Consider the following 14,557-nt stretch of genomic DNA (forward strand, 5'->3'; position numbering starts at 1 on the left):
CTTGAATAACTTACCCGTCATTTTTTTAATGGGACCAACCGCTGCAGGGAAAACAGATTTAGCAATTTCGCTGTGTGAGCATTTAAACACAGAAATAATCAGTGTTGATTCAGCATTAGTCTATAAAGATATGGACATCGGCACAGCAAAGCCAAATGCCGAAGAGCTTGCTCGTGCGCCGCATCACTTGATCGATATTATCGACCCAGCAGATAGTTATTCAGTGGCAGATTTTCGCCGTGATGCAATTGAAAAGATTGATCTATTTCATCAGCAAGGTAAAGTACCTGTATTGGTTGGCGGTACAATGATGTATTTTAAGTCACTTATTGATGGCTTATCACCGCTACCAGAGGCATCACCTGAAGTACGTGCTGAACTTGAAAAGGAAGCAAAGCAGTTTGGCTGGCCACATTTGCATAAAGAGCTTGTGAAAATCGATCCTGATGCAGCGAACAAAATGAGCGAAAATGATTCGCAAAGAATTAATCGTGCATTAGAAGTGTATCGTATTACAGGCAAAACAATGACTGAGCTGCAAAAACAAAAGCAGCCTGAGCTTCCTTATACTTTCCATCAATTTGCCATTGCACCTGATGATCGCAGTGAATTACATCAGCGAATTGAGAAAAGGTTTAAAATAATGCTCGACCAGGGGTTTGAAAATGAAGTTTCATCCCTATATAAACGTAAGGATTTACACCCAGACCTGCCTTCGATTCGTTGTGTGGGTTATAGACAAATGTGGGATTACATTGCTGGCGAAATTGACTATGATGAAATGGTCTTTCGTGGTATTGCAGCCACACGGCAGTTAGCCAAGCGACAACTCACTTGGTTAAGAGGTTGGCCTGAAGTAACTTGGTTGACCACGGGTGATGAAGAAAACTTGCAACGTGTAGTAAGTTCGCTAAGCTAGTAGTAGCTGGAAGTTTTTTAGCTTTGTTAAATTAGTTCAGCTACTTAATTATAATAACACCTAGAACGAAGGAAAATAACATGGCAAAAGGCCAGTCGTTACAAGACCCATTTTTAAATGCGTTACGTCGTGAGCGCATTCCAGTATCAATCTTTTTGGTTAATGGCATTAAATTGCAGGGTAAAATCCAGTCATTTGACCAATTTGTTATTTTACTTGAAAACACCGTAAATCAAATGGTGTATAAACACGCTATTTCAACTGTTGTTCCAGCGCGTTCTGTTAACTTCCAAGGCGTTCAAGGAAGTGATGATTCAGAAGAGCAAGAATCTGGAAATTTTTAAACTTAGGAGCGTAATGCTTGTTTGACCGTTATGAAGCCGGCGAACAGGCAGTTTTAGTTCATATCGACTTACCTAAAGAGGGGGATCGCGAAGATCTTCACGAATTAGAGTTGTTGGTATCTTCTGCTGGTGTTAGTAGTTTGGCGATTGTGCAAGGCAGTCGTCAAGCACCACATCCGAAACTTTTCGTCGGGACCGGAAAAGCAGAAGAAATCGCTGAAACTGTCAAAATCCACAATGCAGATGTCATTATTTTCAACCATCAACTTAGTCCGTCACAGGAACGCAATTTAGAAAGCGTTTGCCAGTGCCGCGTTCTTGATCGTACGAGTTTGATCTTAGATATTTTTGCGCAGCGAGCGCGTACTCACGAAGGTAAACTTCAGGTTGAGTTAGCTCAGTTACGCCACATTTCTACTCGCTTGATCCGTGGTTGGACCCACCTTGAAAGACAAAAAGGCGGGATAGGTTTACGTGGCCCAGGTGAAACCCAGCTCGAAACCGATAGACGATTACTGCGCGCAAGAATTAAAAACATTCGTGCCCGTTTAGATAAAGTTGCTGTTCAACGTGAGCAGGGACGACGTGCGCGTACGCGAAATGAAATCCCAACTGTGTCACTGGTAGGTTACACCAATGCGGGTAAATCAACGTTATTTAACCGTATTACAGACTCAGATGTGTATGCTGCTGACCAGCTATTCGCAACCCTAGATCCAACCTTACGTAAGTTGGATATCGGCGATATAGGTCCAATTATTTTAGCTGATACGGTAGGTTTTATTCGTCACTTACCACACGACCTTGTTGCAGCATTTAAAGCAACCTTAACAGAAACCCGTGAAGCTGATTTACAGCTACATGTTATCGATGTGGCAGACCCTCGTCGAAAAGAAAATATTGAGCAAGTACAGTCTGTTTTAAAAGAAATAGAAGCAGATGAAGTGCCGCAATTATTGGTTTATAACAAAATTGATGCGCTAGATGACGTTGCGCCACGTATAGATAGAAACGACGAAGGTCAACCGGTACGAGTCTGGTTGTCGGCGCGCACTGGCGTTGGTTGTGAACTGTTAAGTGAGGCAATTAATGAGTTACTTGCCAAAAAGATGTTTGCTGATGAGCTAAAATTACCACCACAACATGGTCGTATTCGCGCAGCATTATTCAACTTAAATGCAGTTCATCAAGAGTGTTTTGATGAGCAAGGAAACTGGTTATTATCGGTACGCTTGCCAATGGCAGAATGGAATCGCTTGAAAAAAGAGATGGGACAAGACCTTGACTCTTTCGTAGTGACTGATTAAAAATCACCAGCATTTGTCTTTTTTAGTATGAGAAATGCTGCAGATTTGATAGATTTAACCTAATTCATTTAGATAACAATGGAGTATAGCTATGGCCTGGAATGAACCGGGTAATAATGGCAATGATAAAGATCCGTGGAATAATAAAGGCGGAAAAGATCAAGGCCCACCTGATTTAGACGAGGTAATGCGTAAGTTCGGCAACAAGTTTGGCGGTTTATTTGGTGGTAATAAGCCAGGTAAAAACGGCGGTGGACTTGGTGGCGCAGGCATTTCTTTCATCCTTATTATTGCCATCATTGTATGGGCATTAAGTGGTATTTACACGGTAAAAGAAGCTGAGCGCGGTATTGTTTTACAATTTGGGCAATACGATCGCATTGCAGAACCTGGCTTACGTTGGAAAATGACCTTCATTGAACGCGTGATCCCTGTTGATATCGAAGCGGTACGCTCGTTATCTGCTAAAGGTTTTATGCTTACCGAAGACGAAAACGTGGTAAATGTAGAGTTTGAAGTACAGTACCGTGTTATCGACCCACATCTTTACAAGTTCAGCGTTACTGATGCTGACCACAGCTTACAACAAGCACTTGATAGTGCATTACGTTATGTGATTGGCCACGTAAAAATGGACCAAGTACTAACAACAGGTCGTGAGTTAGTGCGTCAACAAACGTGGGATGAGCTTAACAAAATCATCGAGCCATACAATCTAGGTATTATTGTAAGCGATGTGAACTTTAAAGATTCACGTCCGCCGGGTGAAGTAAAAGACGCGTTTGATGACGCTATTGCTGCACAAGAAGATGAAGAGCGTTTCATCCGTGAAGCAGAAGCCTATGCTCGTGAAATTGAACCTCGTGCCCGTGGTCAAGTTACTCGTATGACGCAAGAAGCAGAAGCGTACCGTGAACGTATTACATTAGAAGCACAAGGTGAGGTAGCGCGTTTTGAAAAGCTATTACCTGAGTACCAAGCTGCTAAAGAGGTAACTCGTAAGCGTCTTTACATCGATGCGATGGAAGAAGTGTTAGGTAACAGCTCTAAAGTGTTAGTTGATGTTGAAGGTGGTAATAACATGATGTATTTACCGCTTGATAAAATCATGGAAAAGCAAGGTACAGCAACACGTGTTGCATTACCAAGCTCAAGTGATATCAAAGACCTTCGCAATAAAATAAACACGTCGCGTAACAGCACGGTAAATTCAAGCAATGACCGTTTCGCAACTGACCGTTTTAATGAGGGGAGATAAGCAAGATGAAAAATTTTAGTTTAGTAATACTTGCCATTGCTATTGTGCTGTCTTTCTCTTCAATTTTTGTTGTGCAAGAAGGCGAGAAAGCAATTGTACTGTTATTCAGCAAAGTTGAAAAAGACAGTGATGATAAAGCGGTAGTGTACGGCCCAGGTTTACACCTAAAAGTGCCTTTCTTTAGCCAAGTACGTCGTTTAGATGCACGTATTCAAACGCTAGATGGTGCACCAGACCGTTTCGTAACAAGTGAGAAAAAAGACTTAATCGTTGATTCTTACGTTAAGTGGCGCATTAATGACTTTAGTGCATTCTACCTGCGTGCTCGTGGTGATAAGCAATACGCTGAAACACTACTTAAGCAAAAGGTAAATAATGGTCTTCGTACTAACTTCGGTTCTCGTACTATCAGAGAGATCGTTTCTGGTGAGCGTAGTGAGCTGATGGAAGAAGCATTAGTTCAAGCGTCTGAAAGTGCACAAGAGCTAGGTATTGAAGTACTTGATGTACGCGTTAAGCAAATTAACTTACCACAAGAAGTGAGTAGTTCAATCTTCCAACGTATGCGTGCTGAGCGTACTGCGGTTGCAAAAGAGCACCGTTCTGAAGGTCAAGAGAAAGCTGAAACAATTCGTGCAGAAGTCGACCGCCGTGTAACAGTAATGCTTGCAGACGCTGAGCGTAATGCGCGTACTGTTCGTGGTCAAGGTGATGCCGATGCAGCCGCTATCTATGCTAACGCTTATAACAAAGATGCAGAATTCTTTGGTTTTATGCGCAGCCTAGAAGCGTACAAAAATACCTTTAAAAATAAGCAAGACGTGATGGTGATTTCACCTGATAGCGACTTCTTTAATTATATGAAAGGTACAAAAGCACAGTAATTAATATTTGTGTGATAAAAAGCCCTGCAGTTTGTAGGGCTTTTTTTGTTTCTGCACGTGATTAATTTTTATCCTTAACTATTTTATAAACCCCTGTTCTGCATGTAGTTGTTTAAGTAATTAAGATGATAAAAATTCAGGCGCAGAAAAAATAAGCTAAACGGGGTGATCTTTCACCTCGTTTTCTGATAAAATCTCGTCCTAATTTTTTCTAAGTGAATTTGCAATGGGTAAAAACGTTGTTGTACTAGGCACCCAATGGGGTGACGAAGGTAAGGGTAAGGTAGTTGACCTCCTTACAGACAAAGCATCTTTAGTAGTTCGTTATCAAGGTGGTCATAACGCAGGCCATACTCTGGTAATCAACGGTGAAAAGACGGTTTTACACCTTATTCCATCGGGTGTATTACGTGACAATGTTAAGTGTGTGATCGGTAACGGTGTTGTTTTATCACCAGAAGCATTAATGAAAGAAATCGGCATGCTAGAAGAGCGTGGCGTACCAGTACGTGAGCGCTTATTAATCAGCGAAGCATGTCCATTAATTTTACCTTTCCACATTGCATTAGATTTAGCCCGTGAAAAAGCACGTGGCGATAAGCCAATTGGTACTACAGGTCGTGGTATCGGTCCAGCTTATGAAGATAAAGTAGCACGTCGTGGTTTACGTGTAGGTGACTTATTCAACCCTGAACAGTTTGCTAGCAAGCTTAAAGAAGTATTGGAATACCATAACTTCACATTAGAGCATTACTACAAAGCTGAACCAGTTGACTTCCAAAAGACATTTGATGATGCAATGGCTATCGCAGATATCTTAAAAGCAATGGTTGTTGATGTTACTGAGCTTCTTGATCAAACGCGTTTAGCGGGCGACAACATTTTATTTGAAGGTGCGCAAGGTACATTACTTGATATCGACCACGGTACTTACCCGTACGTAACATCATCAAACACAACGGCTGGTGGTGTAGCAACAGGTGCTGGTTTTGGTCCATTACACCTTGATTACGTGCTAGGTATTATTAAAGCTTACACTACACGTGTAGGTTCTGGTCCATTCCCTACAGAGCTTTACGACGGTCTTGATAAACAAGATCCAGTTGGTAAGCACTTAGGTGATAAAGGTCATGAGTTCGGTGCAACGACAGGTCGTTTACGCCGTACAGGTTGGTTAGATGCAGTGGCAATGCGCCGCGCAGTGCAAATCAACAGTATCTCAGGTTTCTGTTTAACTAAACTAGACGTTTTAGACGGTTTAGAAACATTAAAAATCTGTACTGGTTACCAGTTAGAAGATGGCACAGTAACGAACGTTACACCATTAGCAGCTGAAGGTTACGAGAAAGTAACACCAGTATACGAAGAGATGCCAGGCTGGTCAGAAAACACAGTAGGTGCTACGTCAGTTGATCAATTACCGCAAGCGGCACTTGATTACATCAAACGTATTGAAGAAATCACTGGTGTTCCAGTTGATATCATCTCTACTGGCCCAGATCGTGTAGAAACTATGGTATTACGCAGCCCGTTTGCATAATCGTCATAGTGACTGAAAAAGCTGCCTCGGCAGCTTTTTTTGTGCCCGAAATTCACTCTGGAATGATAATTGTATATTATTTGCTAAGACTGACTTTATTTAAGTGATTTTGATGCGTGTTTTATTGCCTTTAACATTACTCTTCTCAAGCCTAAGCATGGCTGAAGAGCCTATAACAGCTGTGCCTCTGTACACAGAGAGCGAGTTAATTGGCTTGATCAATAAAAATGCACACCTAGCACGTGTAAAGGCAGATGATTGCCAGTTAGTGCAAGATATCGAGGCACGAGCCAATAAAATGGCACTACCATCATATCAGTTCCTGTATGGCGATATGCTAGCTTATGCAGTGTGTGTAGACCGCAATGTAGAGTTAGGGGTTTATTACATGCGTCAGGCTGCTCAACAAGGGCTAGGCGCGGCATTAGAGCAACTTGGTCGCTACTACGATGTAGGCCAGTTAGTGCAGCAAGATAAAGCGATGGCGGTAACCTATTTACGAGAAGCATCAGCCCAAGGCAACTTAAAGGCACAAATGCGACTGGTTAACCTATTTAATCAAGGTTATGGCAGCCCGCGCGATTATGAAGATGCCTACCGTTGGTTATTTCATTCAATGGTTGCCGATAAAGCAACTCACAAGAAAGTCGAAAGTTTACTCGCTAAGCTTGCCGAAAAAATGCCAGACAGCGTCGTTGCACGCGCCCGTTTACCTATGTAGGCAAATAAAAATACATGCAAATAAAAAGGCCAGCTAATGCTGGCCTTTTTTTATTTCTCTTCTTTAGTTTCTTTTGGTTTGCCGCTGTTCGGGTCTTTTAGTACCGATAATTTAGGTGGCTGTAGTGCCACAATACGTTCACCTACTTGAGGTGTTTTTTCCATATTTGTAGTGAACGGGCGAATTTTAATAGGTGAATCGTCATCATCACTTTTCTCACCATTTAAAATAAACAGCGGGATAGCTTCGCTATTAACGTCTTTGTATTGCTCCCAACTAAACTCTTCTGAAATACGTGTTGCACTGACTTTGCCGCCTTTGGCAATTAAGCTACTTAAGCGCGCATAAGCGCCATTGTCGCCAAACAGAATTTGTCGCGATAAGAAGGTCGCACTGTCTTTATTTGCTTTAGCGTGGTTGGTTGAAGAACGCAGTGAAAATACATCTTTTTCGTCAAGTAAATGCGAGAAATACTGCACGCCTAATGCGTTGTGGTGACGGTTAGGCGAAAGCGCGAGTACGCTACGAATCGTCGTTAACGGTAAATAACGCTCAGCATGCTCTGACTGCGGATTACCATAGTAACAAGGTAAGCCATCCATGCGTGCCATTTTGCAGTTCTCCCATGCAGGATCAGACAAGTGCACCGGAATGTTTTGATCTTTTAAACCGCGTGCGATGGCTCTTGCTACATGGTTAGCACCAATAATCAAAATTGTATTTGGTGCAGGTTGGCGCACTTTTAACAGCTTTGCCAATGGTGTTGCCGTTAAGCTTTGTAGTACTACAGTGACAATGATCACCGTGAATATGAGTGGTACCATTTTTTCAGCATCGGCAATGCCAGCTTCCACCATACTTAACGCGAATACAGAGCCTACCGCAGCTGCAACAATACCTCGCGGAGCAATCCAAGCCAGCACTAAACGAGACTTGATAGGTAAGTCGGTTTTAAAAGTCGATATTGCAATACACGCTGGGCGAGCCACAAAAAGCACGATGGCTAAGAAAATAAACACATCGCTATGTAACATCATTAAATCTGATAGCTGTAGGCGGGCTGCAAGTAAGATGAATAACGATGAAATCAAGATCATCGAAAGGTCTTCTTTAAACTCAAGTACAGAGTCAATTTCAAGTTCGTCTTGGTTGGCAAGCCAAATACCAAACACGGTAACGGCGAGTAGGCCAGATTCATGGCTTAGGTGGTTTGAAACCGTAAAACTGATGAGTACTAAGGCAAGAATACCAAACTTGTGTAACTCAAACGGCAGCCACTCTCTACGAATAAGCAGCGTTGTAAGCCAGCCTGCAACCACACCAATGGTTAAACCTACACCGAGAGTTTTAAATAACGCGATAATGGTATGACTTAGTACCTCGCCTTGGCCTACCAGCATGACAGCTTCAAAAACCAATACAGCAAATAAGGCACCAATAGGGTCTATTACTATGCCTTCCCAGCGTAAAATGCGGTCTATGTCTTGGTTTGGTCTCATAGAGTTTAATAACGGTGCAATAACCGTAGGGCCTGTTACAACAAGTACCGCACCAAGTACAGCGGCTACACGCCAATTAAGTTCTAGAATCCAATAGGCACTTAAACTTATCACCAAACATGTTGTGATCATTCCGATTGAACAAAGGTTACGAACTACCTTGCCAATCCCTTTAAGTTCTCGAAAGTGCAGAGTGAGTGAACCTTCGAATAAAATCACTGCCACACTTAAAGAAACCACTGGGAATAATAAATCTCCCAACAATGCATCTGGTTCTAGTACGCCACTAAAAGGCCCGAGAATTAAACCTGTTAGTAGTAAAAATAAAATAGCCGGTACACGAAACGCCCAAGCTACCCATTGTGCTAATACTGAGCACAAGGCGATCCCTGCTATAAAAATTGCTGACATAGAATGAATTATCCTTTAGTTACTACAATTTAAAATGCCAACGCCTTAGATAATCGCGTCATTAGTTGCTGACATTATTAAAATAATGCTTGCCTATTAAAGCCTACTCACCGTCATGGATACAAGCAAACTCGTTGCTTCAAATACGATTTTAGTCGTTATTAATACTTTTTGGGTGTGTTTATGAAATTAAACCCTGCTAGGGTCGTTAAAAATTATTACACAATAAAATTGCGCGCCTAAGGTACTGTTAATAAATGTATATTTTCTATGTTTATGGTAAGTATAAAAGTTATGACTACTTTTTGCACTTGATCTTTGACCCTGATTTCCCGTATTATAGTTCGTGTTCAAACAATTTGATATCTAAATAGTTATTAGCTTTAGAGACACTCTTTATAGCTTAGCTTTCTGAAAAGATACTTGTTTGCGACATTATTAGTGTTTTATACACTTTGTTTTCTAATTAAATAGAAATGAGCTCTAAGTTGTTCAGTGCATATTTATTACGTGTTGAATAGAATATAAGTTCATTATCTGGTCAATGTTTAGCTCCCATCGTGGCAGCTAAATCTCGGTCATACAATCTACACCCTATCTGTTGGTGTACCAGATTGTATAGGCTCTATGTATGTTGTTATTAATAAAAGCCGCACACAGCTTTTTACAGCGATACATAAACAACACTTATCTTTTTTTATCAACTTATGGTTTATAACCGTTTGGTCTACTGACTGAATAAAAGTTGTGCTATATCTAATCGCAGTACTTGCGTGGCGTAGTCGTGTGCATAGATAAGTGGTTTGGCAAAGTGATAATAGTCAGTGCGTTTAGTAAAGCTAAGCGCGAGTCTTTTAATCAGTGGCAAATTGGCACTGAACAGATAGTAAAATGGAAAGTTGAACAGTTATGCAAAAGTTAAATTGGCGACGTATAGTACTAAAAGTAGGTAGCGCATTAATCGCACCCGAACAAGACGGGTGTCGCTCTCGTTATTTACTGACCATTGCACAGTTCATCGTTCGCTGTCGAGCGCAAGGTATCGAAGTTATTTTAGTATCATCGGGTTCGGTAGCTGCTGGTTCTCATTTATTCCCTGAACAAGAAAAACGTTCAGTGACGATGAAAAAAGCAATGGCTGCTGCCGGTCAGACAGAAATGATGGCGATGTGGGATCGCTTCTTTGATTTCCCATCAGCACAGATTTTATTAACTCATGGTGACTTACGTGATCGTGAGCGTTACACAAGTATCCGTGAAACCGTTTTCACCTTACTTGAGCATGGTGTATTACCTATCATTAATGAGAATGACACGGTAACTACCGACGATTTAAAAGTTGGCGACAATGATAACTTGTCGGCAATGGTAGCCGCAGCGGCGGACGCAGATGCATTGATGATTTTTTCGGATGTTGATGGTCTTTATGACAAAAACCCGAATTTGCATGAAGATGCAGTGTTATTACCTGAAATTGACAGCATCGATGAATCAATTTACGCCATGGCCGGTTGTGCAACTAGTGCCGTTGGTACAGGTGGTATGAAAACGAAAATCGAAGCGGCTGAAAAAGCCACTTCACATGGTATTACAACCTTTATTTTAAATGGTTTTAAAGAAGAGACATTTAACCGACTGCTTGCGGGTGACAACCCAGGTACTATCTTCACACCATACGAAAAACCAATGCAAGAAGCAGTGCATTGGATGACTCACACCGCTAATGAGCAAGGTGAGGTTGTCGTTGAAGGTTCATTCGATGAATCATTAACAGATGAAGACGGTTGTATTCGTAGCGATGAAATCGTTGCAGTACACGGAGAATTTGGCGTAGGCGATACCATATTAGTTCGTAGTGATGATGGTACGCGTCTAGCAAAAGCAACAGCGAACTACAGTAGCTGTTTATTGAATTTTATTGCTGACAACGAGCAAAGTGAATTTAGCGAAAAAATGCAAGATTCAATCGGCCCAGTTGTTTCAGAGAAAGATATCGCATTATTGGAGAAGTCATGAGTTTAATTACGGATATTTCGAGTCAAGCTGCAAAAGCTGCAACCCAGTTAGCTTTACTTGATACTGCTACTAAGAATCAAGTGTTAACTGAGATGGCAGAGGCGCTACGCGAAAGCAAAGCCTTTATCATCAAAGAGAACGAAAGCGATTTAGCGGCAGCACGTGATAACAACCTTGCAGCATCGATGATTGACCGTTTAACGCTTAACGATGAGCGTATTGAAGCAATGGCCGAAGGTATCGAAGTAATTGTTAGCCTTGATGATCCTGTAGGTCAATTACGTGAAATTTCAGAGCGTCCAAATGGTATTAAGATCAGCAAGATGCGCGTACCATTGGGTGTTGTATGTATGATTTATGAAGCACGTCCAAATGTGACGGCTGATGCAGGCGCCCTTTGCTTTAAATCGGGTAATGGTGTTATTTTACGTGGTGGTAAAGAAGCACTTCGTAGTTCGCAAGCAATCGCAAGTGTAATGCACAAAGTACTTGAAAAGCATGGTTTACCAGCTGCGTTGATTTCAGTGATCCCAGATCCAGACCGTGGTCTACTCATGGAGCTGATGCAACAGCGTGAAACAATTGATTTAATCATTCCGCGTGGTGGTGAAGGTTTAATTAATTTTGTAACAGAAAACAGCACTATTCCAGTGATTCAGCACTTTAAAGGTGTATGTCACCTTTATGTCGATAAAGACGCTGATTTGAATGTAGCAATCAACTTACTATTAAATGGTAAAACTCAGCGTACTGGTGTGTGTAATGCGCTAGAAGGCTTAGTGGTTCACCAAGATATCGCTGATGAGTTTTTAAACCTGTGTGCAGTTGTTCTTCGTCAAGAAGGCGTAAAAGTAAATGCAGATGCGAAAGCTGCCGAGTACTTTGATAATGCAACAGTACTTGCTGACGACGAGTTTGGTGAAGAATATTTAGATTTAGAAATCGCAATCAAGGTTGTACCTGACTTTGCTGGTGCCATTGATCATATTGCTAAGTTTGGTTCAAACCACACCGAAGTGATTTGTACTAAAGACCAAGCTGCAGCGCAGTTATTCCAACGCAGCGTGGATGCATCAGTGGTGATGGTCAATGCGTCATCGCGTTTTTCTGATGGCTCACAGTTAGGTTTAGGTGCTGAGATTGGTATTGCGACAACTAAGCTACATGCTTATGGTCCTATGGGTCTAGAGTCACTTACAACTGAAAAATACTTAGTGAATGGCGAAGGCCAAATTCGTGAATAATCACTAAAAAGTAATTGCTTAAAAAGCCGGGCTTTGCTCGGTTTTTTTGTGTTTAAAATAAAACGAAGACGGCAGAAAGACTAATAAAGTCGCTTTAATTTAGATTGTATTGGTTTTTATTAAGTATTTGGCAGATTGCCTAAAGAGAGGTAGGAAAGTGGTGGAGCTAAGCAGGATCGAACTGCTGACCTCCTGCGTGCAAGGCAGGCGCTCTCCCAGCTGAGCTATAGCCCCACATTCCTAAATACAGGATGCTTAAGTCTTGCGTCTCAAGCGGGGTGAACTTTAAATATTTTTGCATTTGTGGTCAAGTATTTTTTTTAAAATGTTCGATTTTTTACTCTGTTGTTTTATTTTTGGTAGACTAAAGCGCATTCACTGTTCAAGGCTTATCCAATAATGAAAAAAATAGCATGGCTTTTGGTTGTTTTACTTGCCGGTTGCGCAAGCCAAGAAGAAGCGCCTCCTTTTGAAATCAATAATAAGCAGTTTTACGAAAAAAATGATGAGCAAGGCAATAAAATCTTTGCCTATGTGGTGTCAGTTAAAGCACAGGGCAGGCGCCCGATTAATCTTGATAAGCCAATGACACGCAGGCAGTTTAAAGATTTTGCCGAGCAAGAAGTATTTGAAGAGTCGAGCAACTTAAAACTTATGCTCGAAGACCAAGCGGTTGAATTATTAAATGAAGAGCTTAAAGAACGACAATACTGCGACGATAAACACGTTATTGACGAAGTATTATGGCGTGATTTAAGTGTGCAATTACGAGGACGTTGTTTGTAAATGTATGCAGATAAAAGCAAGTTAGCTGCTACGCTAGCTCAATTGGATATTAATTATGATGTGATTGAGCATCCACCATTACACGGCAGCTTAGATGCCGATAAGTTTATGCTCGATAGACCGGGCACACGTTTAAAAAACCTGTTTTTACGAGATAACGAAGGTAAGCGCCACTTTTTAGTGATCACCGCTCACGACAAACAACTCGACTTAAAAGCCATTGCTCAGCAGCAGGGGTTATCGCGTTTAGGGTTTGCATCTGATGAGCGATTAGCGCGTTATCTTAAAGTGCCACCGGGCTGTGTTTCTATGTTGGCACTGTTAAACGATAAGCAAAATAATGTCACTCTTTGGCTAGACCAAGAAATTTGGTTTAACGAGCTTTTTCATTGTCACCCTTTTGAAAATACCGCCACTTGGCTGATGAAAAAAGGTGACTTAGAGCTGTTTTTTGAAAGTACCGGGCATCAACCGCGTATCGTATTTCTACCTGCCAAATAAACTAAGCTTAAACCTACTAAGCAGACTAAAAGTAGCACGGTCATAAAGGCAACTTGGCCGTGTTGCTGATATACCAGCCCAGGCAATAACGAACCTAATGCGCCACCGCTATAATAAAACGATACATAACCGCCATTGGTGACACTTGCAGGTGCACTGCTGATTTTATTTACCAGTGGAGCGGCACTTGAGTGGATAACAAACATTGCACCGCAAAAGCCAGTAAAAGCAATAACAAAAAGTAATAACTGTTGGCTCATCAATAGCACCATCGTCAAGCTATAAAATACAAAAACCCAGGTTAGTAAACGCCAAGGTGTTGATGACTTTCGTAACAGCCAAGGTGTGGCTATAGAAGCTAGTGCACCAAGCAAATAACCGCTGTAAACCAGTCCGATGTCTCGGGTGTTAGTGATAGCAAAACTGTCTTGCAGAATGAAAGGTAAATAATTTAACAGTGCCGCAAAACAAAAGAACATACAAAACACCGCTCCGTAGAGCTTTAATACCAGCGGATCTTTTAACTGTTTTAGATACAACAGCGGCGACTTTGCAGCATGAATACTCGCGCCTTTACTTGATTTAGGAATGGCGAGTGCAAACAGTACTAAGCCAAGCGCAATCACGTAATAAAAACTTTGCCAGCTTAAAAAGTCAGTAAACAAAGCAGCGAGCATACGTCCGAAGTAGCCACCAACAATGGTACTGCCAATGTAAAGCGTCATATTACGTTGCAATTGGTCAGCCTGAAAAGTCACACCAATATAACTGGTCATAGCGGTGAGCGCTGCGGGTAGGGTGATCCCTTGTATAAAACGAACCAGTAATAGCAACTCAAAGCTTGGTGCTAAAGTAAAAGCGATACAGCTGATTGCTAACACAAGCATAGCAATCTTTAGAATTGTTAGTGGGTTTCGCTTAGCTAAAAACAAGCCATACACTAAAGGAGCAATGGCTAGTGGCAACATAGTTGCGGTCATTAAGCTACCAGCAGTGGCTGGCGATACAGAAAAATGACTAGCAAATAATCCAAGTAAGGGTTGTGGGGCGTATAAAACAAAGAAAATAAACACAGAGCAAAGTAACAAATGTCGCAGCTGCATTTTTAGCTCCCAAGAGGAAAAGCC

The 14,557-nt window shown here is 41.6% G+C and carries 13 protein-coding genes and 1 tRNA gene; 11 read left to right on the plus strand and 3 right to left on the minus strand.

The annotated features are described in order from the left end of the window. Position 1: 1 nt before the first annotated feature. The 7 genes from miaA (at position 2) to HUS61_RS15315 (ending at position 6,973) form a co-directional block, all read left to right on the plus strand. Positions 2-919 (plus strand): tRNA (adenosine(37)-N6)-dimethylallyltransferase MiaA, encoded by a 918-nt coding sequence (miaA, locus tag HUS61_RS15285; protein WP_175079159.1) that lies wholly within the window; start codon positions 2-4, stop codon positions 917-919. An 80-nt stretch (positions 920-999) separates the two neighbouring features. After that, entirely contained in the window at positions 1,000-1,263 is a 264-nt protein-coding gene (gene hfq, locus HUS61_RS15290) for an RNA chaperone Hfq (protein WP_054552435.1), read from the plus strand. Between the two features lie 17 nt (positions 1,264-1,280). Further along, positions 1,281-2,570 (plus strand): ribosome rescue GTPase HflX, encoded by a 1,290-nt coding sequence (hflX, locus tag HUS61_RS15295; protein WP_054563491.1) that lies wholly within the window; start codon positions 1,281-1,283, stop codon positions 2,568-2,570. A 91-nt stretch (positions 2,571-2,661) separates the two neighbouring features. Further along, positions 2,662-3,828: an FtsH protease activity modulator HflK gene (gene hflK / locus HUS61_RS15300; RefSeq protein WP_054563492.1), complete on the plus strand. Its 1,167-nt coding sequence runs from the start codon at positions 2,662-2,664 to the stop codon at positions 3,826-3,828. A gap of 5 nt (positions 3,829-3,833) precedes the next feature. Further along, positions 3,834-4,712 carry a protease modulator HflC gene (gene hflC / locus HUS61_RS15305; RefSeq protein WP_175083044.1) on the plus strand — a complete coding sequence of 293 codons (879 nt, stop codon included), beginning with the start codon at positions 3,834-3,836 and terminating at the stop codon, positions 4,710-4,712. A gap of 226 nt (positions 4,713-4,938) precedes the next feature. Then, positions 4,939-6,252 (plus strand): adenylosuccinate synthase, encoded by a 1,314-nt coding sequence (locus HUS61_RS15310; RefSeq protein WP_054552439.1) that lies wholly within the window; start codon positions 4,939-4,941, stop codon positions 6,250-6,252. Between the two features lie 112 nt (positions 6,253-6,364). Next, on the plus strand, positions 6,365-6,973 hold the full coding sequence (locus HUS61_RS15315; protein ID WP_175079158.1) for a tetratricopeptide repeat protein: 609 nt from the start codon (positions 6,365-6,367) through the stop codon (positions 6,971-6,973). A gap of 50 nt (positions 6,974-7,023) precedes the next feature. Here HUS61_RS15315 and HUS61_RS15320 read toward each other — a convergent pair whose 3' ends face one another. Continuing rightward, entirely contained in the window at positions 7,024-8,883 is a 1,860-nt protein-coding gene (locus tag HUS61_RS15320; protein ID WP_175079157.1) for a sodium:proton antiporter, read from the minus strand. 909 nt (positions 8,884-9,792) lie between these two features. Between HUS61_RS15320 and proB the strand changes: the two genes are divergently transcribed. Next, positions 9,793-10,899 (plus strand): glutamate 5-kinase, encoded by a 1,107-nt coding sequence (gene proB / locus HUS61_RS15325; RefSeq protein ID WP_175079156.1) that lies wholly within the window; start codon positions 9,793-9,795, stop codon positions 10,897-10,899. After that, positions 10,896-12,143: a glutamate-5-semialdehyde dehydrogenase gene (locus HUS61_RS15330; protein ID WP_062566637.1), complete on the plus strand. Its 1,248-nt coding sequence runs from the start codon at positions 10,896-10,898 to the stop codon at positions 12,141-12,143. The genes proB and HUS61_RS15330 overlap by 4 nt, the downstream gene beginning before the upstream one ends. 158 nt (positions 12,144-12,301) lie before the next feature. On the opposite strand, the gene HUS61_RS15335 is transcribed toward HUS61_RS15330, so the two are convergent. Continuing rightward, positions 12,302-12,377 (minus strand) — tRNA-Ala (locus tag HUS61_RS15335). 165 nt (positions 12,378-12,542) lie between these two features. Here HUS61_RS15335 and HUS61_RS15340 point away from each other — a divergent pair. Both HUS61_RS15340 and HUS61_RS15345 read left to right on the plus strand, forming a co-directional pair. Next, positions 12,543-12,929 (plus strand): hypothetical protein, encoded by a 387-nt coding sequence (locus tag HUS61_RS15340; protein WP_054552444.1) that lies wholly within the window; start codon positions 12,543-12,545, stop codon positions 12,927-12,929. Continuing rightward, positions 12,930-13,430, plus strand: a complete 501-nt coding sequence (locus tag HUS61_RS15345) for a prolyl-tRNA synthetase associated domain-containing protein (protein WP_062566636.1) — start codon at positions 12,930-12,932, stop codon at positions 13,428-13,430. On the opposite strand, the gene HUS61_RS15350 is transcribed toward HUS61_RS15345, so the two are convergent. Then, positions 13,397-14,533 carry an MFS transporter gene (locus tag HUS61_RS15350; RefSeq protein WP_175083043.1) on the minus strand — a complete coding sequence of 379 codons (1,137 nt, stop codon included), beginning with the start codon at positions 14,531-14,533 and terminating at the stop codon, positions 13,397-13,399. The two genes, HUS61_RS15345 and HUS61_RS15350, sit on opposite strands and share 34 nt — an antisense overlap. Between the last annotated feature and the right edge of the window lie 24 nt (positions 14,534-14,557).

The sequence above is a fragment of the Pseudoalteromonas sp. 0802 genome, assembly GCF_013350085.1.
Classification (GTDB): domain Bacteria; phylum Pseudomonadota; class Gammaproteobacteria; order Enterobacterales; family Alteromonadaceae; genus Pseudoalteromonas.